Origin of the sequence: Cellvibrio sp. BR (assembly GCF_000263355.1) — a bacterium.
GTDB lineage: Bacteria > Pseudomonadota > Gammaproteobacteria > Pseudomonadales > Cellvibrionaceae > Cellvibrio.
The window spans coordinates 493,275-516,985 of record NZ_JH668203.1; the positions used below are offsets into that span (position 1 = coordinate 493,275).

17 protein-coding genes are annotated in these 23,711 nt (G+C 49.1%); 10 read left to right on the forward strand and 7 right to left on the reverse strand.

What is annotated here, in order from left to right:
• Window positions 1-66: 66 nt before the first annotated feature.
• Window positions 67-726 (reverse strand): STAS domain-containing protein, encoded by a 660-nt coding sequence (locus tag O59_RS15310; RefSeq protein WP_157152593.1) that lies wholly within the window; start codon window positions 724-726, stop codon window positions 67-69.
• A 518-nt stretch (window positions 727-1,244) separates the two neighbouring features.
• Here O59_RS15310 and O59_RS15315 point away from each other — a divergent pair.
• Complete coding sequence (locus O59_RS15315) at window positions 1,245-3,578, forward strand: bifunctional diguanylate cyclase/phosphodiesterase (protein WP_040392860.1); 2,334 nt, start codon at window positions 1,245-1,247, stop codon at window positions 3,576-3,578.
• Between the two features lie 13 nt (window positions 3,579-3,591).
• On the opposite strand, the gene rimK is transcribed toward O59_RS15315, so the two are convergent.
• Both rimK and O59_RS22095 read right to left on the reverse strand, forming a co-directional pair.
• Window positions 3,592-4,497 (reverse strand): 30S ribosomal protein S6--L-glutamate ligase, encoded by a 906-nt coding sequence (gene rimK / locus O59_RS22090; protein WP_007644314.1) that lies wholly within the window; start codon window positions 4,495-4,497, stop codon window positions 3,592-3,594.
• Between the two features lie 54 nt (window positions 4,498-4,551).
• Window positions 4,552-5,016 (reverse strand): ATP-dependent zinc protease, encoded by a 465-nt coding sequence (locus O59_RS22095; protein WP_007644315.1) that lies wholly within the window; start codon window positions 5,014-5,016, stop codon window positions 4,552-4,554.
• 215 nt (window positions 5,017-5,231) lie between these two features.
• Here O59_RS22095 and O59_RS15330 point away from each other — a divergent pair, with 215 nt between their 5' ends.
• Complete coding sequence (locus tag O59_RS15330) at window positions 5,232-5,438, forward strand: PA3496 family putative envelope integrity protein (RefSeq protein ID WP_007644316.1); 207 nt, start codon at window positions 5,232-5,234, stop codon at window positions 5,436-5,438.
• A gap of 59 nt (window positions 5,439-5,497) precedes the next feature.
• Here O59_RS15330 and O59_RS15335 read toward each other — a convergent pair whose 3' ends face one another.
• From O59_RS15335 to O59_RS15345, 3 genes are read right to left on the reverse strand one after another with little or no spacing between them, the layout of a single operon-like run.
• On the reverse strand, window positions 5,498-6,469 hold the full coding sequence (locus O59_RS15335) for a VanZ family protein (protein ID WP_007644317.1): 972 nt from the start codon (window positions 6,467-6,469) through the stop codon (window positions 5,498-5,500).
• A 21-nt stretch (window positions 6,470-6,490) separates the two neighbouring features.
• Entirely contained in the window at window positions 6,491-7,858 is a 1,368-nt protein-coding gene (locus O59_RS15340) for a deoxyguanosinetriphosphate triphosphohydrolase (RefSeq protein WP_007644319.1), read from the reverse strand.
• Window positions 7,859-7,878: 20 nt separating this feature from the next.
• Window positions 7,879-9,231, reverse strand: a complete 1,353-nt coding sequence (locus tag O59_RS15345) for a Fic family protein (RefSeq protein WP_007644321.1) — start codon at window positions 9,229-9,231, stop codon at window positions 7,879-7,881.
• 353 nt (window positions 9,232-9,584) lie between these two features.
• Between O59_RS15345 and atzF the strand changes: the two genes are divergently transcribed.
• From atzF to urtE, 8 genes are all read left to right on the forward strand, one after another.
• Entirely contained in the window at window positions 9,585-11,390 is a 1,806-nt protein-coding gene (gene atzF, locus O59_RS15350) for an allophanate hydrolase (RefSeq protein WP_007644322.1), read from the forward strand.
• A gap of 28 nt (window positions 11,391-11,418) precedes the next feature.
• Window positions 11,419-15,039 (forward strand): urea carboxylase, encoded by a 3,621-nt coding sequence (uca, locus tag O59_RS15355; protein WP_007644323.1) that lies wholly within the window; start codon window positions 11,419-11,421, stop codon window positions 15,037-15,039.
• A 104-nt stretch (window positions 15,040-15,143) separates the two neighbouring features.
• Window positions 15,144-15,866, forward strand: coding sequence for a GntR family transcriptional regulator (locus tag O59_RS15360; RefSeq protein WP_040392864.1), 723 nt, complete (start codon window positions 15,144-15,146; stop codon window positions 15,864-15,866).
• 216 nt (window positions 15,867-16,082) lie between these two features.
• Window positions 16,083-17,381, forward strand: coding sequence for an urea ABC transporter substrate-binding protein (gene urtA, locus O59_RS15365; protein WP_007644325.1), 1,299 nt, complete (start codon window positions 16,083-16,085; stop codon window positions 17,379-17,381).
• Between the two features lie 156 nt (window positions 17,382-17,537).
• Window positions 17,538-19,217 (forward strand): urea ABC transporter permease subunit UrtB, encoded by a 1,680-nt coding sequence (gene urtB, locus O59_RS15370; protein ID WP_081489718.1) that lies wholly within the window; start codon window positions 17,538-17,540, stop codon window positions 19,215-19,217.
• 90 nt (window positions 19,218-19,307) lie between these two features.
• On the forward strand, window positions 19,308-20,474 hold the full coding sequence (urtC, locus tag O59_RS15375; RefSeq protein WP_007644327.1) for an urea ABC transporter permease subunit UrtC: 1,167 nt from the start codon (window positions 19,308-19,310) through the stop codon (window positions 20,472-20,474).
• Window positions 20,474-21,286: an urea ABC transporter ATP-binding protein UrtD gene (gene urtD, locus O59_RS15380; RefSeq protein WP_007644328.1), complete on the forward strand. Its 813-nt coding sequence runs from the start codon at window positions 20,474-20,476 to the stop codon at window positions 21,284-21,286. The genes urtC and urtD overlap by 1 nt, the downstream gene beginning before the upstream one ends.
• 46 nt (window positions 21,287-21,332) lie before the next feature.
• Window positions 21,333-22,028: an urea ABC transporter ATP-binding subunit UrtE gene (urtE, locus tag O59_RS15385; RefSeq protein WP_007644329.1), complete on the forward strand. Its 696-nt coding sequence runs from the start codon at window positions 21,333-21,335 to the stop codon at window positions 22,026-22,028.
• Window positions 22,029-22,097: 69 nt separating this feature from the next.
• On the opposite strand, the gene O59_RS15390 is transcribed toward urtE, so the two are convergent.
• The gene (locus tag O59_RS15390) at window positions 22,098-23,708 is read right to left on the reverse strand and encodes a hypothetical protein (RefSeq protein ID WP_007644330.1); all 1,611 of its coding nucleotides are present in this window, start codon (window positions 23,706-23,708) and stop codon (window positions 22,098-22,100) included.
• Window positions 23,709-23,711 lie beyond the last annotated feature (3 nt).

The following is a 23,711-nucleotide window of genomic DNA, read 5'->3' on the forward strand; positions in this document are numbered from 1 at the left end:
GCAAACCAGCAACAAAAAAGCCCGGCATTGACCGGGCTTTTTTGTCAGAAAAATATGTCAGGAAGGCTAGGTGATCTGTGTGGTTTTAATCACAAAGTAGCGATCCATTCCCGTCCACTCTAACAACTGCGCGACATCTTTATTGCAATTGCACAGGCTAATAGCTTCGCGCGCCGAACGTTTTCGCTCTTTAAATAATAACAACATACCCAAGCCTGTCAGGCTCAGTGCGGGGGTGTCGCTGAGGTTAAACTCAAATTCTTCGACGCCGGTATCTGCCGTACCTTCCAAAAGACGCGCCCATTCTTTGCGCAGATCGTTGTCGATACAACCGTGAATATTTACACGCAAGCCGCGACCATTATTGATGGGAATCCAATCCAGTGAAGCAGAATCGGAAAAGGTAATGGCGCTTGCACCGGTGCTGGTTTTTTTTACGGCAGGCTTGGCTGTAGCTGGTTTAGGTTTAGCCGTGTTCCCCGTACGCGCAGGTGTTTGCGGCGCTGCTGATGAGCGCGCAACAGAAGCAGATACAGCTGGCTTGCTCACCTTGGGCACGGAGCGATCAACCCAGCCTTCGGGAACCAGATCATCCCAACTACTCGGTGCAACACCCTCGCCTACCACATCATCAATTACCTTTCCGCTCAAACGCTTGGCGCGCGCCTGCTCGTCTTCGGCGCGAACCACTTTACGCTCACCCACGAAAGGAACCTGATGTCGCATGACGACCTTACTCCGGCACAAAGCCATAAAAAACAAGGAACAATAAACTGAGAATAATAAAACTGACGCTCAATTAAATTTTAGATCAGCACTTGATAAAAGCGAACTTAGACGACGGCAAAACTAACCCTGCGCACCGCCAGTCATACAGACAGATAAGTTGCGATGCTGAGCCTTCTTTTTAGATTACTTATGAAAACATAGTATTGGCATATTTTTCATCTTATTAACAATAATGCGCGCCACCTTTGGGAAGATTGGAAACACTTTGGCGTCAAAATAAACTAATCGTAGGTTAATTTTTGAGTGTCCTTTACAGGGCAGGTTTAATTATCATAAAAAAGGATGTGTTTAGGCACTTTTGTTGTAAAGTGCTGATTCACGTTAGAAATTTGGGAAATGCAGGCCCCGGAAGAGTGGCCAACAGTTAGGTTTTTAGTGACACAGCGCCAGCCTGTAGAAGTGGCCAGAAGTTCAGACACACTAAATCGCGAGACGATCACCCAAATTGAGCAAATATGCCGAATAGCGAATCAACGCAGTCGAAACACACTGCCGTCGAGTTGATTAAGAAGTTCCAACGACTTTTTACCAACCTGAATCACAAACAAATTGCCGAGCGCTTGGTGAAGTTGGTTATTGCCAAACACACCATTCAGCGGGTTGCTTTGCTCGTCGCTCGCGACGGCCATGTGTATGTTGAAGCGATTGCCAATCGCACTGGCGCGCAGACATCTATTGATGCAATCGCCACCTCACTCAGCCGGATTAAAAACCTACCCTCTGCTTTTATTCATGAGACCTTTGAACAGGGCCAACCCCTGTCCTTGAGCCGCAGTGCCATGAGCGGCCTGATTGGCAAAACCATTCCCGTCGATACCCAGTCCTGCCTGTTGCATCCCATCTGCGAAAACCAGAACACCATCGCGGTGTTTTACATGGAGTCCCAAGGGGATTTGCATGGCCTGCAACAAACGGTGCAGCAATTGGATACGGTGTGGACCTTCAGTTCGCTCCTGGTTCGCCAGATGATCGACATGTGGCAACACGAAGAACAGGCAGAGCGCTTTCGTTTAGCGCAACAGGCACTCTGGGCAAGCGAAACCTACCTGAATGCGATTTTGAACCACTCGCCCGCGTTGATTTCGGTAAAAGATCTGGATGGCAATGTAGTGCTCGCCAGTGAGCACTACAAACAAATGGCCAACGTCGATGACAGCGGTTTTGTCGGCAAAAATGTGTTTGACGTCTACCCCAAAGATGTCGCCCAATCCATGTGGGAGATCGACCTCGCTACCAAAAAGACCCAGCAGACCTACGAGGTTGAGCTGGATCTGATGCACAAAGATGGCACCCAGCACACTTACCTGCTGGTGAAATTTCCGCTGCGCGATAAAGAACACAATGCCTTTGGCGTATGCACTATTGGCACCGATATTTCCGAGCGCAAACTGGCCGAAACCGCGCTGCGCGAACAGCAGTCGCGCCTTAACTACATGGCATTCCACGACTCGCTCACCTCCCTGCCCAACCGCTCGCTGTTTTACGACCGCATCTACCACGGTTTAGCCCGTGCCCGGCGCGCCAATTCGCGGGTAGCGCTGATGTTGCTGGACATCGACCGCTTTAAAAATATCAACGATAGTCTCGGCCACGACGCCGGCGACATATTGCTCAAAGCCATCGCCACCCGCCTCAATGAAGGGGTGCGCGATATGGATACGGTTGCGCGCTTGGGCGGCGATGAGTTTGTGGTGGTATTGGAAGGTATTCACGATATCGACGATGTGGTGTTTGTCGCCAACAAACTACTCAGTACCCTGTCGCGTCCAATTGAAATTAGCGGCCACAGTATTTCCACCACCGTCAGCATCGGCGTAAGCCTCTACCCTGATGACGGTGAAGACACCGATGAGCTGCTGAAAAATGCCGACATCGCGATGTACAAAGCGAAAGAAGCAGGCAAGAACAATTGCCAGTTTTACACCAAGGGCATGAACGCCACGGCGGTCAATTATTTGCTACTGGAAAACGATTTACGCCGCGCCGTTGAGCAGCAGCAATTAACCCTCTACTACCAACCACAGGTGGATTTAAAAACCGGCGAGATGACCGGCGTAGAGGCACTGGTGCGCTGGCAACACCCGGAGCGCGGCATAGTATCACCCGCCCACTTTATCCCACTGGCGGAAGAGACCGGCCTGATAGTACCGATTGGCGAGTGGGTATTGCGCGAAGCCTGTCGCCAGCAGCGAATCTGGCTCGATGCCGGCAAATATGTGGGCAAGATTGCAGTAAACCTTTCACCGCGCCAATTCCGCCAGAAAAATTTCCCCGGCAAAGTGGAGGCAATCCTCAGCGAAACGGGGTTGGATGCCCAGCATCTGGAACTGGAAATCACCGAAAGCTGCGCCATGGAACACGCCGGCGAAACCATCAACCAGCTCAACCAGCTCAATCAAATGGGTATGTTTTTAGCCATCGACGACTTTGGCACCGGCTATTCATCGCTCGCCTATTTGCAGCGCTTCAAGGTACAGAAACTCAAGATTGATCGCAGTTTTATTAACGATATTCACGACGACGCTAACGATGCCGCTATCGCCAAGTCCATTATCGGCCTGGCGCACAACATGCAGATGCGGGTGGTTGCAGAAGGGGTAGAAAACGAGAACCAAGCCGAATGGTTGCGCAATATGGGCTGCGATCAGGCACAGGGCTTTTTCTACGCCAAACCCATGACCGCCAAACAACTGGAAAGCCACTTCCGCAACGGCCGTTTTTACTTCGATGGCACCGTAGTACGCCTGGAAAAACACTTGCGCGAACAACAGTTAAAAGTGGGCGCCTAAGCGCCCGCACTGATCAGCCCTTACCGCGAGTTTTATTGGCGTTGGGGCGCGCATTTTCTTCTACAAAGGCCACGATCGCATCGGCGATATCTTTATGAGTCGCGCCTTCAATACCTTCCAAACCGGGCGACGAATTCACCTCCATCACCAACGGCCCGCGCGCCGAGCGCAGCAAATCCACCCCCGCCACTTGCAAGCCCATGGTTTGCGCCGCTTTGATAGCAGTGCGCCGTTCGGTAGGGGTTAGCTTGGCCAGTTTGGCCGAGCCACCGCGATGCAGGTTGGAGCGGAACTCACCTTCGGCAGCGGTGCGCTCCATGGCGGCCACAACTTTGTCGCCAATCACAAAACAGCGCAGGTCGCTGCCATTGGCTTCCTTGATAAATTCCTGCACCAAAAACTCGGCGCGCAGTTCGCGAAAGGCTTCGATCACACTCTCCGCCGCCTTCTGCGTCTCCGCCAGCACTATGCCGCGCCCTTGGGTGCCCTCGCAGAGCTTTAACACCAGCGGTGTACCACCAACCAGCTTGATCAGCTCCTTCGCGTCATGCACGTTGTAGGCGAAGCTGGTTTTGGGCAAACCCAACCCTTTGCGCGAGAGCAATTGCAACGCGCGCAACTTGTCGCGCGAGCGGCCCAGCGCGATGGACTCGGTGAGGCAATACACACCCATCATTTCAAACTGGCGAATCACCGCCAAACCGTAGTGGGTTACCGAGGCGCCAATACGCGGGATTACCGCATCAAAATCCTCCAGCTGTTCGCCCATATACCAAATAGCGGGGCTGTCAGAAGCGATGTCGATATAGCATTTCAGAATGTCGATTACGCGCACTTCATGGCCGCGTTTGGTACATGCCTCTACCAAACGACGCGTGGAGTAAAGGCGACGATTGCGCGACAAAATAGCGATTTTCATAGGGATCCTGAAGGATATTGATCAAGTAAGGGGAGGCACCCGGGGCAAATCGCCCTAGAGCGCGGACATCAGTGGCTGATCTTTGGAGCCGCCGAGTAAAAATGATTTGCTGCTATCCACCCAAAAGCCTTTTTTGAGTGCACTGCGCCCCAGCAGCATACGGAAGCGCATATTTTCACGGTCGGTGAGCGTAACTTCTATTGGCATTTCCAAGCCGTTAATGCGCAGGCAGGTTTCAATCACCACCCGCGCCTCAGTATGACCACCAGAGTCGGTTACCTGACGCACATCTTTCACCGGCGCCTCGCATTCAATACAGGTGAGGCTGTCCTGCTGTAAGGGATGCAACCCGAAGCGCACCCAGGGCTTGCCATCCTTTTCAAAGGGGGTGACATAGTAGGCATGCAAGGCACTGGTGCGCGCACCGGTATCCACTTTGGCTTTGATGGCTGGTATCCCCAAATCCGGCAAGCCTACCCACTCGCGCCAACCGATAACTTCCACTTGTTTTTTTGCCACTGTCGTTTGCCCTCACCCAAAAAAGTTAGCGTTTTGTGCGCCGGTAACAGGCGCGCTTTGTAACCCAGATTAGCGCCAAGGTAAAAAGAAAAATCTCTTCACCCAAACAAGATTTTTCTTTTGTTTTTTAATGGGCTATGGTAAATAGCGCGGGTCAAATTTTCCCTGTGGGGAACGACGCCAAACCTTCTCTCTGTCAATGTTGGAGTAGTCTTATGTCAGTTGATGTAGAGTCACCGGATACTGATCTTATCAGTGATGTTAGCATCGAAACCGATGATGAAGAGGCAACGCCAAAACTGACTGGCAAAGAAGCCAGCCAGCACACTTTGGAAATGCGCCGCAAAATCGAAGATCGCCTGGAGCGTCGCCGCATTAAGGATCAGCTCGGGTACGATGATATTTCCGATCTGGATTTTTAACGCTCACCCCATCCAGTCACACAGCCGCCGATTTATCGGCGGTTTGTTTGTCCAGCCTGTTATTCCAAGCCAGTCGTGTTTTCCAACCGAATGTTATCCAGATATACCCGGCGCACACGGGTTAACCCCGATGCAAAAATCCCCAGGTTACACACAGCATCGAGCTGCATAGTCCGCTGTTTTGGGCTTTGGGCTATGTCGGTGATCGCAAACCGCAAATGATTCCATCCCGGCTGCAACACTAGCGACTGATTAAAACGATCGTGATAACTATGGCTACCGCGATCATGAACTACATCGGAAAGCCGCAACACCAGCTTCAGGGTCTCCTCATCCGGGTTGAACAGATCGAAAGCCAGATAGTCGTAACCACTCCAATCGCCATAACACACCCGCAGGCGAATACCGGCATAACCACCAGTAGCCAAATCCATCTGCAAAGAATGCTCGCCCTGACTGACGATCCCTGTAGTGAATTGCGCTTCCACCCGCTCGGGGTTAACACCTAATTGCCGCACTTCGGCGCGCGATTCAAAACTGTTTAACAGCGGAAAGGCACGACGCAAACTCACCTCAGCCCAAGCCGCATCAATCACCAACCAGAGCGCGGGGGTGATCAACAAAAAGCTCAACCAGCGCCCGAACCTCACCCTTACAACGTTAGCGGCGGTGGGATGCTGCCCCCAAAATAACCCTAACCAAACCCCCACAAGATTATTAAATATGTCCGACCAACTGGCATGGCGCCCCACAAAATGCTGCACCACTTCTACCAAACCACCCAGCAACAGTGCGAGCAAAGTTACACCCAGCCAATGGCGCCAATGCGCAAGCGGAATAAACCACTGCAGCACAATTAACAACAGCGCATAAAAAACCACGTGGCCAAAATTCCACAGATTTTTTAATAATTGTGATGATACCCAATCCGGCCCGCCCACAAAAAATAACGGCGCCGCGAGCAGTAGCAACAAACCAAATACAACCACCAGAATACGCGCGGTTGCAGGTGAAAAAAATGCATGCAACATAACGCGATTAACCTAATATTTTCAAAACGGTGAATGCCCCATACCATTAAATTGCTTGGCGAGGTTGGTGGCGTAGTTGTCGGTCATGCCACTAATAAAATCGATGACCGCCATAAGGGCGAGATATTTATAGTTTTGCGCTTTATTGCTGACGTCCGGGTGAAAATTATTTTCGCCAATTAACGCCATCACCCGATTATCTTTATAGGTCATTTGCGCCGGATCGCCGAGCGAGGCATAAACCGCAGAGCACACAGTATTTAACAAAGTCCCAATCACCGCGTAAGCGCCAATTTCCAATTCAACCCGACGCGAGTGATTAAATATTTTACGCTTGGCTAAATCTTTTGCCGCCTGTACCGCCGTGCGCACTTTGGGGTCACACAGTGAAATCAAATCGCCCTGCACTTCACCGCGCAAAAATGCATCCTGATGTTTAATAAACGCGGCGGTACCTGCATTGATAAATGCATCAATTACTTTGCCTCGTACCAATGCAGGTTTGCGACCATCATTGACTTTTTTCAGCAAGCGCTCCAAATCACCCAACTGTGGTGAATCGGCAATGACCGGGTGCAATAATTCGTAAATTTCCGCCCAGTTAAGAATGCCCATTTCCAAGCCGTCTTCCAGATCGATAATGCCGTAACAAAAATCGTCCGCCGCTTCCATTAAATACACCAATGGATGACGGCAATACCAATCGCTACCCAATTCGATCAATCCAGTTTTCTGCGCGATTTCATGAAAGTGCTCCAGCTCGGATTGAAATATTCCGTACTTGTTATCTTTCGGGCGCTGCCCCAATACCGTGGGCGATGATGTCCAAGGGTATTTAATCGACGAAGCAAGCGTGGCATAAGTCAACCGCATGCCGTCATGAAATTGGTGATACTCAGACGTCGTCAACACCCGCAGACCCTGTGCATTACCTTCAAACACGCGAATATCATCGCGCTCGGAGGGCGACAAATCCGCTAAAAATTCCGCGCCCTCTTTTTGGAACCAGTTGCGAATCGCATCTTCACCGGTATGCCCAAACGGCGGGTTACCAATATCGTGCGCAAGGCACGTTGCCTGCACGATATCGCCTATGTCCGTCGGCCAGATATTAGTGGGCAAATCGCCTTTATCTTTTAACGCCTGCCCCACACGAATACCCAGCGTACGCCCGACACAAGCCACTTCCAAACTGTGTGTCATGCGGTTATGCACATGATCGTTCGTCGCCATAGGGTGCACCTGCGTTTTGCGCGCAAGGCGACGAAAAGCACCGGAGAAAATAATTTTGTCGTGATCCGAGTGAAAGGGCGAACGCCCCTCCTCGTGTTTGGCAATACGCTGCCCCAAGCGATCTGCGCAGAGCAATTGGTTCCAGTTCATGGTCATACAGAAATCCCTAACAGTTTTTAAGATATCCAGTTTTTTTGGATTTCTTGTTTATCACGCAATGAATAGATCCACTCTTTGCCGTCTTTGTGTTTATCAAAAAGATTTAGTTCGACCAAACCATTTAAAACAGTGGCGGCGGTGTTGTAAGAGCAGTGTAATTTTTCTTCTACATATCGTGCTGTAAAAATGGTATTCGGGCTGCTTTTTGCAACTTGAAAAACAATTCTCTGTTTCCCACTGAGTTTTCCATAAACACCGCTGTTAAATAACCATGTATCAAATGACTCAATACTTTCAACGGTTTTTTGGCAGTGATTTTTGAACGCAGCAACCGCACGCATAATCACCGAACATTGATAATCAATGAAATAGGTCATATCCATCTCATCCGTTTCGGTATACAAATAGGATTTCCCGTATTGTGTAGCCGCTTCTTTTAATAGATTACTAATCGATATATAGCGGAAGGCACCATAATCTTTTTTAAACATAAACCAGTAAAACAATGCCCGCGCAACCCTGCCATTACCGTCATTAAATGGATGTTCGTATCCTATTGCAAAATGGATGCAAATCGCTTTTACCAAGGAATGAATATAGCTTTGACTTTCGATATCGTCATGATCTGTATTCACCCAATTACATAATGACTGCAAGCGCTCATCAAGCCCAGTAGCTGGTGGCGGCTGATGAACTATATTTCCATCACTATCCTCGACAACCACATTATCCGTCAGGCGAAAAATTCCCGGTGTGTATTTCCCGTCATCTATACCGCCAACGCCAATTGCATGAAGCTCTTTTATTAAATCAGCCGTGAGCGGAAGCAGTCGTTTATCCCATACAAAATGCATCATTTTAAAATTGCCAATAATCATGCGCTCATCCATGCTGCGCGGCTCACGCTTACGCTTGATCATCTCTTTCGCAACCAAGGTCGTTGTAGCCGCGCCTTCTAGCTGGCTGCTACTTATCGCCTCGTCTTCAATCAGATCCTCTAGCATGTAAGCGATATTCAGCCCTTCGCCTACTTTTTTGTTAGCCCACTCTAATGCGGCGCTAGTAGTGGACTGATCGACGATTGTCGCAGTCTTCTGCATTAAATTAGTGGTTATATAGGTGCCCTTGCGCTTAGGGTCGACCTGACCGAATAATGACTGTTTTGCATGGGCGCGCGCTTCTTTGGTAAAAAACCAAGCAATATCAACAGATAGATCTTTTGGTACACGATGACGAAATTCATCGTAAGGTAAATACCGCCCTCGCGCATCAACAGGAGCAGCAAAAGGAATGTACGGAGGCAACTGGTCAGAAGAGAGGCTTGCCCATGGGTTCGCTAGCTCGGCTTTGACTGGAGGACGCTTAATCATCTCAATTCATCTCAAAAACCAACAATATTGAGATAAACTATAGTTTAGTCAGCTTGATATCTCAATATTTATAAAATTTGAGATATAGAAAGAAGGCTAAATCGCACCAATTTAGCCCCCCAACAAAAATCCCACGCACAACTTAAGCGCATAAAACCCTTCGTAAAAACCGCCTCAAAGCGCCCCATTCCATCCCCTTATAAAATTCATAACCAATTGAATAAAAAGACTTTTATTATTTTTAAATAGTAAATTTAGGACGCCGATTTTAGGCTGGCACAGTTTCTGCAAAACCAACTGAAAAGCAATCTTGTATCCAAGATTGTATTTCAGATTTGAACGCAGGAACCATAATGACGCTGTTGCAAAATAACGAGACCACTGGCTGGACAATTACTGAATGGCTCAACGCCTATCGCAGCGAAGGTTTGCAGGCGCGCGATGCGCTGCTGAACCTTCGTGCACAACTCAAAGCCGATGACGCTGCCTGGATTTACATTGTTTCGGCCGCAGAGATTGAGGCACAGCTTAATGCGCTGGCGAGTCTTGATGATGCAACCAGCCTCCCGCTCTACGGTATCCCCTTCGCGGTTAAAGACAATATTGATGTTGCGGGCATGCCCACCACCGCAGCCTGCCCGGCGTTTACCTATATCGCCGAAGCCGATGCCACCTCTGTTGCACGCTTGAAACAAGCGGGGGCGATTGTGCTGGGCAAAACCAATCTGGATCAATTTGCGACGGGTTTGGTAGGCACGCGCTCACCTTATGGCGCCGTACCTAATTCATTTAATGCAGATTATGTGTCCGGCGGTTCCAGCTCCGGCTCAGCCACTACTGTTGCGCGCGGATTAGTACCTTTTAGTTTGGGCACCGATACCGCAGGCTCCGGCCGTGTGCCAGCGGGCTTTAACAATATCGTGGGCTTAAAACCAACCAAAGGGCGCTTCAGTACCAGCGGTGTTGTGCCCGCCTGTCGCAGTTTAGATTGCGTTTCGATTTTTTCACTCACCGTGGACGATGCAGAAACTGTTGCCAAGGTGATGGAAGGGTTTGACGCAACCGATGGTTATTCGCGCATTAACCACAGCACACCCATTTATTTTTCCGCCAAACCGCGTTTTGGTATTCCCGCATCACCCAATTGGTTTGGCGATACGCACGCCGAAGCGGCGTGGCTGGAAACACTGGAAAATATTTCAGCGCTGGGTGCGGAATTAATCACCATCGATTTCACGCCCATGTTCAACCTCGCGCAATTATTGTATGGCGGCCCCTGGGTTGCTGAGCGTCACGCCGCGATTAAGGATTTTATGCAAGACCACGCCGCCGATATGAATGATGTGGTGCGTGGCATTATTGAAAAAGCGGTGAATTTTTCTGCAACCGAAGCGTACCGCGCTGAATATCAACGCGCTGACCTTGCACGTGAAATTCAAAATTTAATGAACGGTGTGGATGCGCTGCTAGTGCCAACATCGCCACGCCACCCAACACTCAATGAGGTAGCGGCTGACCCAGTAACGGTTAACAGCCAACTTGGTACCTACACCAATTTTGTGAATCTCGCTGACTGTTCTGCTCTCGCATTACCTGCAACGCTGCGTGCCGATGGTTTGCCCTTTGGCCTCACCTTAATTGCACCTGCATGGCAAGACGCCGCCCTCGCCGCTTTCGGAAAAAAATGGCACAGCAGTGTGAATTTAAAACTCGGCGCGACACAACAACCAACACCTGCACCACAAACAAACACCAATCCACCTGCTGGTTATGTGCGCCTCGCCGTTGTGGGCGCGCACCTCACCGGCATGCCACTCAATGTGCAATTGCAAGAACGCAAAGCACTGTTTGTTGAAAGCACTTACACCGCCAGCAATTACCGTTTATTCGCGCTGCCCAATACCACACCGCCCAAACCTGGATTAATTCGCACTGAATCAACCGGTGCAGAAATTATTGTGGAGCTGTGGGATGTACCGCTACAGCACTTCGGCAGTTTTGTTGCACTGATTCCCGCACCACTCGGTATAGGCACATTGAGTTTGCACGATGGCCGTGAAGTAAAAGGTTTCATTTGTGAAGGCGCCGCCGTAAATGGCGCAACGGATATTACGCATTTGGGTGGATGGCGGGCTTATATCAAGTCGCTGCAGAAATAAAAAACAGAATTAACGCCGGAGAAGAATCATGTTGAAGACCGTACTTATCGCTAACCGTGGAGAAATCGCGGTACGCATTGCCAAAACGCTGAAAAAAATGGGCATCGAATCGGTTGCTGTTTATTCCGATGCAGACCGCAACTCCGCGCACGTCACTGCCTGCGATAAAGCGATATGCCTTGGTGGTAATACGGCGGCAGAAAGTTATTTAAAATCCGATTTAATTCTCGCTGCCGCTAAAGCAAGCGGTGCCCAGGCGATTATTCCCGGTTATGGTTTTCTCTCTGAGAATGCAAAATTTTGTGAGCAGTGCGAAGCCGAAGGCATTGCATTTTGCGGCCCTACTCCCGCACAAATTCGCGAATTTGGTTTGAAGCACACCTCGCGTGAAATTGCTGAAAAAGCCGGTGTACCTCTCACTCCCGGAACCGGTTTATTGGACTCGATTGACGAAGCGGTTGCATCTGCTGCACAACTTGGTTATCCGGTGATGTTAAAAAGCACCGCCGGTGGTGGTGGTATCGGTTTAACGCGCTGCAATAACGAAGCTGAATTAGTCGCCGCCTATGAAAGCGTAAAACGCTTGGGGCAAAACTTTTTTAGCGATAGCGGAGTATTCCTCGAACGCTTCGTGGATAACGCCCGTCACGTAGAAGTGCAAATTTTTGGTGATGGTAACGGCAATGTACTTGCACTGGGCGAGCGCGATTGCTCATTGCAACGCCGCAACCAAAAAGTGGTTGAAGAAACTCCTGCACCCAATTTACCTGCTGCCACGCGCGATAAATTATTGGCCGCGTCCAAAAGCTTGGGCGAGGCTGTTAACTACCGCTCTGCAGGTACCATTGAATATATTTACGACGCGGCGCGCGATGCGTTTTACTTTTTGGAAGTAAACACTCGCCTGCAAGTTGAACACCCAATTACTGAAGCTTGTACCGGTGTCGATTTGGTTGAGTGGATGATCCTCACCGCTGCCGGTACTCCGCCAAAACTGGATATCGAAATTAATCCGAAAGGCGCCGCTATTGAAGTGCGCTTGTACGCAGAAGATCCGGTGCGCGATTTCCAACCCTCACCCGGTGTGTTAACGGATGTGGTGTTTTCTGAATCGGCACGTATCGATACCTGGGTTTCAACCGGCACCGAAGTATCGCCCTATTACGATCCGATGATCGCCAAAATTATTGTGTACGGTAAAGATCGCGCCGATGCGATCAGCAAAATGAAAACCGCACTTAATGAAACTCGCGCCGCAGGTATTGCCACCAATTTGGATTACTTGCGCCAAATTATCGCAACCGATTTTTTTGCCATCGGCGATGTGGCGACCAATAAATTAGCCAGCTTTGAATACCAAGCACCGGTTGTTGAAGTATTGCAACCCGGCACTTACACCAGCGTGCAGGATTATCCTGGCCGTGTTGGTTTGTGGAGCATTGGTGTTCCGCCGTCAGGTCCAATGGATGATTACGCATTCCGTTTGGCCAACCGTATTGTCGGCAACCACGAAAGCGCTGCTGCACTCGAATACACCATCATCGGGCCAAAATTAAAATTTCATCGCGATGCAATTATTGCGCTCACTGGCGCAACATCGCCTGCAAAAATTGATGGCGAATTAATTCCTTTCTGGCAACCGGTTGCCATTAAAGCCGGACAAATTCTGGAAGTGGGCAAAGCCGAGCAAGGCTGCCGTGGTTACCTCGCCGTACGCAACGGTTTTGATGTGCCAGTTTATTTAGGTAGCCGCTCCACCTTTGCGCTCGGCCAATTTGGTGGTCACGCAGGTCGTACACTGCGCGCGACCGATATGTTGCCAATTAGTAATCCAGCGATTGCTGCTTGCACTACGCCCGCACCAACCTATGAAGCTGCCGCAGCACCCGTTGAATTAATTCCAAGCTATCCAAATGAATGGGAAATTGGTGTGCTCTACGGCCCACACGGCGCGCCCGATTTTTTCACGGAAGATGCGATTGATATGTTTTTTTCAACCGCATGGGAAGTTCACTACAACTCCAACCGTTTAGGCATTCGTTTGAATGGCCCCAAACCAACCTGGACGCGAAGCGATGGCGGCGAAGCGGGTCTGCACCCTTCGAATATTCACGATACCGAATACGCCGTTGGCTCCATTAATTTCACTGGCGACATGCCGGTAATCCTCACCAAAGACGGCCCCAGCCTTGGTGGATTTGTTTGCCCGGTAACAATCGTCAAAGCAGAGTTGTGGAAAGTTGGCCAAGTAAAACCCGGCGATAAAATTCGTTTTAAACGTTTGAGCTTCGACGCTGCACTCGCGCTGGAATTATGTACCGACCGCGCCATTGAAAACCTGAGTGCACAACCAGAAGTTTTGCTCGCACCGATTGTGAAACCGGAAAACACTATTTCCGATTGTATAGTCGCCGCATTACCACCCGAAGGCAGCCGCCCACTGGTGAGCTATCGTCAAGCAGGCGACAAATATATTCTGCTTGAATACGGCGACAATGTTCTTGAATTAAGTTTGCGCCTGCGTGTGTATGCGTTGATGGAAGCATTAAAGGCATCACCCATTAATGGCGTGATCGAGTTGTCACCCGGTGTGCGCTCACTGCAAATTAATTACGACAGCCGCGTGATTCACCAACAGCAATTAATCGATAAGCTACTGGTGATTGAAGAAACGCTCGGTAACGCGCGAGATATTAAAGTGCCTAGTCGCATCGTGTATATGCCGATGGCCTTTGAAGATTCGGCAACGCTGGATGCGGTAGCGCGCTATCGCCAATCCGTGCGCGACACAGCCCCTTGGTTGCCAAGCAATACTGAATTTATGCGGCGCATTAATGGCCTGGATTCCATCGAACAAGTTAAACAAACCTTGTTTGATGCAAGTTACATGGTGCTAGGTTTGGGCGATGTTTATCTCGGCGCTCCCTGTGCAGTTCCGGTTGATCCGCGTCACCGCCTGCTCACTTCCAAATACAATCCGGCGCGCACTTACACTGCAGAAGGCACTGTCGGCATCGGCGGCGTATATATGTGTATTTACGGCATGGATTCTCCCGGAGGCTACCAACTGGTTGGTCGTACGCTGCCCATCTGGAATAAATTTCTCAAAAATCCAATCTTTAAAGATGGCGAACCATGGCTGCTGAAATTCTTTGACCGTGTGCGCTATTACGAAGTGACTGAAGAAGAATTAACGGCACAACGCGAAGCATTCCGCGAAGGCCGTTTAAGCCTGCGAATTGAAGAAGATTATTTTAGCCTCGCAGAACACGAACAATTCCTGCAAGACAATGCTGCCAGCATTGCTGAATTTAAAACCAAACAACAAGCCGCCTTCACCCAAGAAGTTGCGCTCTGGCAAGCCGATGAAGAAAAACAAGTGGATGCGGCACTGCAAGCAAAAGTATCAACTGGCCCAATTGAAGTGGATGGGCATGCCGTCACCGCCGACATTAGCGGCAACATTTGGAAACTGTTAGTTGAACCCGGCCAAATGGTAGAAGTCGACCAACCGCTGTTAATTGTTGAAGCCATGAAAATGGAGTTTTCGGTGTATGCCGATCGCGCCGCAAAAATCACTGCAATTCATTGTGAGCCGGGAAAACAAGTAAATGCGGGTGATTTGTTGTTGGTGCTTGAGACGGATTAAGTTAAGCAGGGACGTAGGTTGGAAGAGCGCAGCGACTTCCGACAATTTTCATGAACAATACATATGTCGGAAGGCGCTACGCTTTTCCAACCTACGGTGAAAAAATGAAATTAATCAAAACCGACAAAACCAAAAAGAAAACCGATGAACCGCGCACCAATTTAACGGAGCGGATTTATCAAATTATCAAAGACGATATCTTTTCTTTTCGCTTGGTTCCCGGCGATCGTTTCAGCGAAAACGAAATTGCTGAACGTGTTGCTGCCAGTCGCACCCCCGTGCGCGAAGCGCTCGCACGTTTGCAGCGCGAAGGTTATGTGGATGTTTCGTTTCGCAGTGGCTGGAAAGTAAACCCGTTTGATTTCAAAAAATTTGAACAGCTTTATGACGTGCGCATTATCTTGGAATTAGCCGCCATCAAAAAACTGTGCGAAATGGAAACCGCACCCGATCTGGAAGATGTAAAACGTATTTGGCTGGTAAAACCGGAAGACCGCTTAAAAGACGGCCCAACCGTATGCGGCCTGGATGAACGCTTTCACGAACAATTGATTGAAGCTACCGGCAATATGGAAATGGCACGAATTCATCATGAAATTACCGAGCGGCTGCGCATTATTCGCCGCATTGATTTCACCCAGCGCAATCGTATTGAAGCCACTTACGACGAACACGCCAAAATTCTGCGCACCATTATTGAACGCCGCGCAGAAGACGCTAAAAGCTATTTAAAAACACACATTGAAGCGAGCAAGGCCGAAGTTAGAAAAATTACCCTGCATATGTTGTACGAAGCGCAGCAACAACATCCGGCAGATTCAGAATAAATTTTCGTTAGCAACACCTATTTCACATTAGAGCAGCAACTGGTTGATGCCTGAAGCACATGAACCAGATCATGGAAGAAAATTTTGCCGCCCAATATAAGCGTTATGCATAAGGCGTTACCGGAAAAATTGCATTCACTGGGTAGTTTTCAAGAAACAATGAATGCGCATAGTTAAAAACCACTGAGTCATTAAAACCATCTAGGAGATAGACCCATGAAGCTGAAGAAGATAGCAAAACATGTCGGGGCACTCGGTATCGCCTGCGGCTTAACCATCGCCTCATTCAGTGCAACTGCGGCTGAAACGATTAAGGTCGGCATACTGCATTCACTCTCTGGCACCATGGCCATTTCAGAGACCACACTGAAAGACACCATGTTGATGTTGATTGAAGAGCAAAACAAAAAAGGTGGATTGCTCGGTAAACAACTGGAAGCAGTTGTGGTTGACCCAGCATCCAACTGGCCACTGTTTGCCGAAAAAACCCGCGAGCTGTTAACTAAAGATAAAGTGGCCGCTATTTTCGGTTGCTGGACATCGGTATCACGCAAATCAGTATTACCAGTTATTGAAGAATTGAACGGTGTGTTGTTTTATCCCGTGCAATACGAAGGTGAAGAATCTTCACGCAACGTGTTCTACACCGGTGCTGCACCAAACCAACAAGCTATTCCCGCAGTTGATTATTTAATGAATGACATGGAAGTAAAACGCTGGGTACTGGCGGGTACTGACTATGTTTACCCACGTACCACCAACAAAATTCTTGAAGCTTATTTGATGTCCAAAGGCGTTGCCAAAGAAGACATCATGATCAACTACACACCATTTGGTCATTCTGATTGGCAAAACATTGTGTCCGATATCAAACGCTTCGGCTCAGCGGGCAAAAAGACTGCAGTAGTTTCTACCATCAACGGCGATGCTAACGTGCCTTTCTACCGTGAACTGGGCAACCAAAAAGTAACCGCCGAAGATATTCCCGTAGTCGCCTTCTCTGTGGGTGAGGAAGAACTTTCCGGTATCGACACCAAACCACTGGTGGGTCACTTGGCGGCATGGAACTACTTCATGAGCGAAGACAATCCTGCTAACGCCGCGTTTATCAAACAATGGAAAGCCTTTATCAAAAATGACAAACGCGTAACCAACGATCCAATGGAAGCACACTACATTGGTTTCAACATGTGGGTTAAAGCGGTTGAGAAAGCAGGCACTACCGACACTGACAAAGTGGTTGACGCAATCATCGGTGTAGAAGCACCTAACTTGACTGGCGGCATCAGCAAAATGTTGCCCAACCACCACATCACCAAACCTGTATTGATCGGCGAAATTCAGGAAGACGGTCAATTCCTTACCGTTTCACAAACCGATGGTTTGGTTCCCGGCGATGCATGGTCTGACTTCCTTGACGGTTCAAAAGATCTGGAATCTGACTGGATTAAATTGAAGTGTGGCAACTACAACACCAAAACCAAAAAATGTTTGGGTGCAGCTGCTGCGCAATAATTGTTTAACTTGATCTTTTGATCTGCAGGGTATGGTGGAGCGCAAGTTCCACCACACCCTGAGCACTAAACCCTAAGCACCACGCCCTAAGTACCACATCAAAAATCAAAAAAGATTTACCTAATTATTTTATTTTTTTTTAACAGAGACAAGACTATGCGAAACCTACTCAAGCCGTTGGGAAGATGGCCGCTGCAATTGTTGATAATTTTATCCTTCTGCATTCCAACAACAGTGTTTTCGCAAGACGCTGAACCTACAACAACTGATACCACACTCGTTAACACAACGGTTGCAGCAGATACGGCGCAAGTTACATTCGACACCTTGGTTAAAGACTTAACCCAAGGCAGCCTGCCCAAACGCGCCCAAACCGCAAAAAAACTCGCTCAACTTGACGACAGCCGCGTTGCCGGCATCATTGCTGCACTGCAGCAGGGCTTGCTTTACGCCACCAAATCCAGCGATCCGCTAGTGGCAATTGCCGATAAATCTGGCAACTTTATCAATGCATTAAGCGGCGAAAAAATTACCGCCGATACCAGTACACTTAAACGTGTGCCAATTAACAACACCATGCGCAGCCAGCTACGCACTGTCTTGGCTGCATTGAATTTAAACGATAAAAATCCCGCTATCCGTCTGGATGCGGTGAATCGCATGATTGCCGATGGTGTTGATGCAGACATTATTGCACTACTAGAAACCCGTCAAAAAACCGAACCGGATGACGATGTGCGCACCGCCATTGCCGCCGCGGTTGCCCTAATGAATTTACAAAGCAGCGAACAACAAGTTCGTTTGGATGCAATAAAAATTTTACGCGGCAGCTTGCAACAAGAAGTACGCACCGCGTTGTTAGAGATTGCCACCAACGACAGCGATGAGAAAGTAAAACAACAGGCACAATTTGCATTGGATTCTATTGAAGACCGTATTGCTGCTTTTCGTTTTGCTGAAAACGTATTTTTCGGTTTGAGTTTAGGTTCGGTATTGCTGCTCTCCGCAATTGGCCTCGCCATTACCTTTGGTGTTATGGGTGTTATTAATATGGCGCACGGCGAGTTGATGATGATCGGCGCTTATGTGACTTGGGTTGTGCAACAACTATTTCCTAATCAAATTGCCTACAGCTTAATGATCGCAATTCCTGCCGCGTTTATTGTGGCCGGTTTGGTGGGCATCGCCATTGAGCGCGGTGTCATTCGTTTTTTATATGGTCGACCGCTGGAAACTTTGCTCGCCACCTTTGGTATCAGTTTAATTTTGCAGCAAGCTGCACGCAGTATTTTTTCACCCTTGAATCGCGCCGTGGAATTACCTGAATGGATGAGTGGTTCGCTGGTCATTAACCCAGTGCTCTCTATTACTTACAACCGGTTATATATTTTTATCTTCGGTTTGATTGTTTTTTTTGCGCTGCTCGCCATTCTCAAAAAAACCTCACTCGGCTTAAAAGTTCGCGCCGTGTCGCAAAACCGCGCCATGGCACGTGCGGTTGGAGTGCGCGCAAGCTGGGTGGACGCCATGACTTTTGGGCTAGGTTCCGGCATTGCCGGTATCGCCGGTGTGGCACTCTCGCAACTCACCAACGTCGGTCCTAACCTTGGCCAAGCCTACATTATCGATTCATTTATGGTGGTGGTATTTGGCGGCGTAGGAAATTTGTGGGGCACGCTAGTTGGCGCCATGGGCTTGGGCATTATCAATAAATTTTTAGAACCCTACGCCGGTGCAGTACTCGCCAAGGTTTTGGTATTGGTGTTGTTGATTTTATTTATCCAAAAACGGCCGAAGGGAATTTTCCCGCAGAAAGGTCGCGCAGCGGCGGATTGATTAATCCCCTTCCAACCTCCCCCTTTTTCAACGGGGCGGAGCAAATGCCAACAACCACAAAATTGACGGAATTTTAAAAGAGAGAATCAAATGTTAACCCAACGTTTATTACTCAGTGATCGCGGCGGCATGATTGTGCTGGGCCTGGTATTGCTGGCCATGGTGCTGGTACCGATTTGCAATATTCTCGTGCCGGAAACTTCATCGCTACATGTCTCCACCTTTATGGTGACGCTGCTCGGTAAATTTTTATGTTATGCCTTGCTCGCATTGGCGGTGGATTTAATCTGGGGCTACTGCGGCATTCTGTCGCTCGGCCACGGCGCATTTTTTGCGCTTGGCGGTTATGCCATGGGTATGTATTTAATGCGGCAGATAGGCCCGCGCGGTCAATACGGTGACCCCTTGCTGCCCGATTTTATGGTGTTTTTAAACTGGCAAGAATTGCCGTGGTACTGGCAGGGTTTTGATATGTTTTGGTTTGCCATGTTAATGGTAATTGCAATCCCGGGCCTGCTGGCTTTTGTATTTGGTTGGCTGGCATTTCGTTCGCGTGTGACCGGTGTTTATTTTTCCATTATCACCCAGGCACTGACCTATGCACTGATGCTGGCGTTCTTCCGCAATGAAATGGGCTTTGGTGGCAACAATGGTCTCACCGATTTTAAAGATATTCTCGGCTTTCCTATCGCCGCCAATGGCACGCGTATTTCGCTGTTTTTAGCTTCAGGTTTTATGTTGATTTTTGCCTACATCGCCTGCCGCTATATTGTGACGTCGCGCATGGGGAAAATTATTGTCTCTATTCGCGATGCAGAAAGTCGCACGCGTTTTTGCGGTTATAAAGTGGAATCCTACAAGCTGTGGTTATTTGTATTTTCCGCGATGCTCGCGGGTATTGCTGGCGCACTTTATGTACCACAAGTGGGCATTATCAACCCCGGTGAGTTTTCCCCGCTCAATTCCATTGAATTAGTGGTGTGGGTTGCAACTGGCGGGCGCGGCACCTTGTTTGGTGCAATTGTTGGCGCTTTTACCGTCAACTACGGCAAAACTATTTTTACTTCTTATTCACCAGAGACTTGGTTATTTGCATTAGGCGCATTGTTTGTAATTGTGACGCTGATATTGCCCAAGGGTTTAGTAGGTTTATTTAGCCGTTTCAAAAAAGCACCAGTGAAAACCGACAATGAGAATGTAAAAGTAGATGTCGACAAAAAAGCCGAATCTACCACTGCGACCAAGGAGTCTGTGTAATGAATATTTTTTCACAAGCCCGTCGCACCCTCGGCCAAAGCGACCCCAACTTTGGTGCTCCACTGGACACCACTCACGGTACGATTTTGTATGTAGAAGGCATTACTGTGAGCTTCGATGGTTTTCGTGCACTGAATAATTTAAACCTTTACATCGATGAAGGTGAATTGCGCTGCATTATCGGCCCCAACGGTGCGGGCAAAACCACCATGATGGATGTGATCACCGGCAAAACCAAACCCGATGCCGGCAGTGTGTATTTTGGCCAGCAAATTAATTTGCTGGAGTTGTCCGAACACCAAATTGCCCGCGGTGGTATCGGTCGTAAATTTCAAAAGCCGACCATTTTTGAAGCACTGAGTGTGTACGAAAATTTGGAGCTGGCCACCGCCGCCGACAAACGTGTGTGGTGGACACTGAGCCAACAATTAAACTCCGCACAAAAATACCGTATTGATGAAGTGTTGTTACAAATAGGTTTGGCCGAACACCGCTACAAAAACGCAGGTGCACTATCCCACGGGCAAAAACAGTGGCTGGAAATTGGCATGCTGTTAATGCAAAGCCCCAGGGTGTTGTTGGTCGATGAACCCGTCGCAGGTATGACGGGTGAAGAGACCGAAAAAACCGCTGAATTATTATTATCGCTCGCGGGTAAACACTCAGTGATTGTGGTGGAACACGACATGAAGTTTGTGCGCTCCATTGCACGCAAAGTCACTGTGTTACACCAAGGCTCGGTGCTCACCGAAGGCACTATGGATCAGGTACAAAATGATCCGAAAGTAATTGAAGTCTACCTTGGCGAATAGCAGACAGCGAAGAGAAAACGGTGAATAGAATCGGGATAACCAAATCATGTTGGAAATAAAAAACATCAACCAGTACTACGGCCAAAGCCATATTTTGTGGGATTTGTCGCTCAACCTGAAACAAGGCACCTGTGGCTGTTTGATCGGGCGCAACGGTGTAGGTAAAACCACCCTGCTCAAATGCATTACCGGTTTACTGCCGGTACGCGATGGCATCATCAGCCTCAACGGTTATGACATCAATAAACTCTCCACTGAAAATCGCGCACGTGGCGGTATAGGTTTTGTGCCACAAGGGCGCGAAATTTTTCCACTATTAACCGTGGAAGAGAATTTAAAAATATCGCTCGGCGCACGCAAAGATAAAGCCCGTTTTATTCCCGGATTGATTTATGAATTATTCCCGGTGCTTAAAGAAATGAAACATCGCCGTGGTGGGGATTTATCGGGTGGTCAGCAGCAACAGCTAGCTATAGGGAGGGCATTGGTGCTCGACCCCAAATTATTAATTCTGGACGAACCGACCGAAGGCATTCAGCCCAACGTTGTGCGTGATATTGGTGAAGTGATTCGCAAGCTCAATCGCGAACTTGGGTTAACTGTATTACTCGTCGAGCAAAAACTCCCCTTCGCCCGCCGTGTTGCCGATGACTTTTTTATTATGGAAAAAGGCAGCGTAGTCGCCACCGGCCCTATCGCCAACTTGAATGATGATTTGGTGCAGCGGTATTTGAGTGTGTAAAAATGCATGAGGATTGCTAAAAATAGTGTTTGAAAAAAAGGCCGCGGATTAACGCGGCCTTTTTGTTTATCAGGGTATTGCCGGCACACTAAAGATTCGCAATAGCAGCTGGGTTGAATCGCTATAACTGAGCGCACTGACACGCTGGTTATCCCCCGAGAGCACTAAGCCACGATCCAGCAAATAGCGATAGCCATTTTCAGTCGAAGAGCTGTAGTTGCCCAAATTCTGCCCGGTCACTGTGTTGTACACAAAAATATCCTGCGCATCATAGTAGGCACCTGCACCGCCTACCAAAACTCCATTCCAACCACAAACAACAGAGTTGGGGTAGGCAGTAGCTGGCAAGACTTGCTCCAGGGTTTGACTCACAATGCCGACGCCCGAGAACTCATAAGGCGCACCACTTGCGGTGTACACACGCGAGCCTGCCGCATCCACACAAGCCTGTCCGGCACGCCCTTGGGCGTAGGAAACCGAGGATTTAACAGTGGCTGTTAACGTGCCGTTGCCGCCCCCCAGCGCTGAATAAAAATATTCCATCAGGGAGCCATCGTAACCCGCAACCCAATTGGGGTTTTGGTTGGTAGATATGCTGTAGAAATAGGAGTCGTACCCCCCTTCTACCGCCACTTGCTCGCCTGTGGTCAGATCAAAAATGCGCGTACCGGCCACAAACAAGAGCGGGCGACCATTGGGACGGAAATAGCCGGGCATAAGCACTGTGTGGAGCGAAGACCATTCGGACGGTACCACCCTAAAGCTATTTACCGTGTCGCCAGTGTCCGCGTACAACTCCACCACTTTCAAGTTCACCGGATCGTGCACGTAAAGCTTTGTACCATCCTGACTAATCGCCATGCTGCCAATCGAGCCTACTGCCGGCATATAACTGTGTACCAACGCGCCGCTGAATTGGTTGTAAATATTGATTTGACTGCCCAAACCTATATATACCCAAGGCTCAACGGGGCTCGCGACCATCCCAAAACGGCCTATGCCGGCGATAGCATCGGAAACGCTAAAAGTGGATGCCAGATTAATATTGGCATCGGAGGGATCAGCGTCCAATACCGTTAAACCAACGCGAATCACCTCTTCATTTTCCACGTTACTATCGCTCGAACTTACCCTCACTTCGGCAATATGAGTACCGACAGCAAGAGCCGTTTCATCTGCAGTGAGCACCAGATCTTCACTCGTCAGCCCCGAGCCAGTCACGGTCAACCAAGGCTGATTAGAAACCGCTACCCAGGGAACATCATCGCACCCGATTGAGCTGTTGATTTTGAGTGTGCGAGTTAGTACTGAACGGGATGGTGCGGCGGTAAAGGCAACCCCGAGATTGCTCGCCACCAAACGGTTGGCCTCTTTATTGAAGGTGACCGCCACAGTGCGGGTTAACACCTGGTCGCCAACTTCAACCCGCAATGCAAGGTTGGCGGCATGGGTACCAGAAATCAGGGAGGCAAGTGGCGTCAGGTTAAGGTTTACACCAGCGCCGGTCACTATGCCGCTATTGTTCACGGTGCCGGGGCCGGAACCGGAACTGATTGTCAGCCAATCCCCATTCGCCTCGGTTTGGGCACTCACCGAGTAATCATAGCCATTGACCCCGGTATTAATCGCAAAGCCCAGGTTAGCCTGGGCGATGCCCAAGCCGTCGCTGCCACCCAGCAACAG

What these genes read in the sequence shown, in the direction of transcription:
- rimK (WP_007644314.1), bottom strand. Translation starts at nt 4,497, where the DNA reads ATGAAAATCGCTATTTTGTCGCGCAATCGTCGCCTTTACTCCACGCGT.
- urtC (WP_007644327.1), top strand. Translation starts at nt 19,308, where the DNA reads ATGTTAACCCAACGTTTATTACTCAGTGATCGCGGCGGCATGATTGTG.
- urtB (WP_081489718.1), top strand. Translation starts at nt 17,538, where the DNA reads ATGCGAAACCTACTCAAGCCGTTGGGAAGATGGCCGCTGCAATTGTTG.
- urtD (WP_007644328.1), top strand. Translation starts at nt 20,474, where the DNA reads ATGAATATTTTTTCACAAGCCCGTCGCACCCTCGGCCAAAGCGACCCC.
- O59_RS15360 (WP_040392864.1), top strand. Translation starts at nt 15,144, where the DNA reads ATGAAATTAATCAAAACCGACAAAACCAAAAAGAAAACCGATGAACCG.
- urtE (WP_007644329.1), top strand. Translation starts at nt 21,333, where the DNA reads ATGTTGGAAATAAAAAACATCAACCAGTACTACGGCCAAAGCCATATT.
- O59_RS15330 (WP_007644316.1), top strand. Translation starts at nt 5,232, where the DNA reads ATGTCAGTTGATGTAGAGTCACCGGATACTGATCTTATCAGTGATGTT.
- atzF (WP_007644322.1), top strand. Translation starts at nt 9,585, where the DNA reads ATGACGCTGTTGCAAAATAACGAGACCACTGGCTGGACAATTACTGAA.
- O59_RS15310 (WP_157152593.1), bottom strand. Translation starts at nt 726, where the DNA reads ATGCGACATCAGGTTCCTTTCGTGGGTGAGCGTAAAGTGGTTCGCGCC.
- O59_RS15315 (WP_040392860.1), top strand. Translation starts at nt 1,245, where the DNA reads ATGCCGAATAGCGAATCAACGCAGTCGAAACACACTGCCGTCGAGTTG.
- uca (WP_007644323.1), top strand. Translation starts at nt 11,419, where the DNA reads ATGTTGAAGACCGTACTTATCGCTAACCGTGGAGAAATCGCGGTACGC.
- O59_RS15335 (WP_007644317.1), bottom strand. Translation starts at nt 6,469, where the DNA reads ATGTTGCATGCATTTTTTTCACCTGCAACCGCGCGTATTCTGGTGGTT.
- O59_RS15345 (WP_007644321.1), bottom strand. Translation starts at nt 9,231, where the DNA reads ATGATTAAGCGTCCTCCAGTCAAAGCCGAGCTAGCGAACCCATGGGCA.
- urtA (WP_007644325.1), top strand. Translation starts at nt 16,083, where the DNA reads ATGAAGCTGAAGAAGATAGCAAAACATGTCGGGGCACTCGGTATCGCC.
- O59_RS15340 (WP_007644319.1), bottom strand. Translation starts at nt 7,858, where the DNA reads ATGACCATGAACTGGAACCAATTGCTCTGCGCAGATCGCTTGGGGCAG.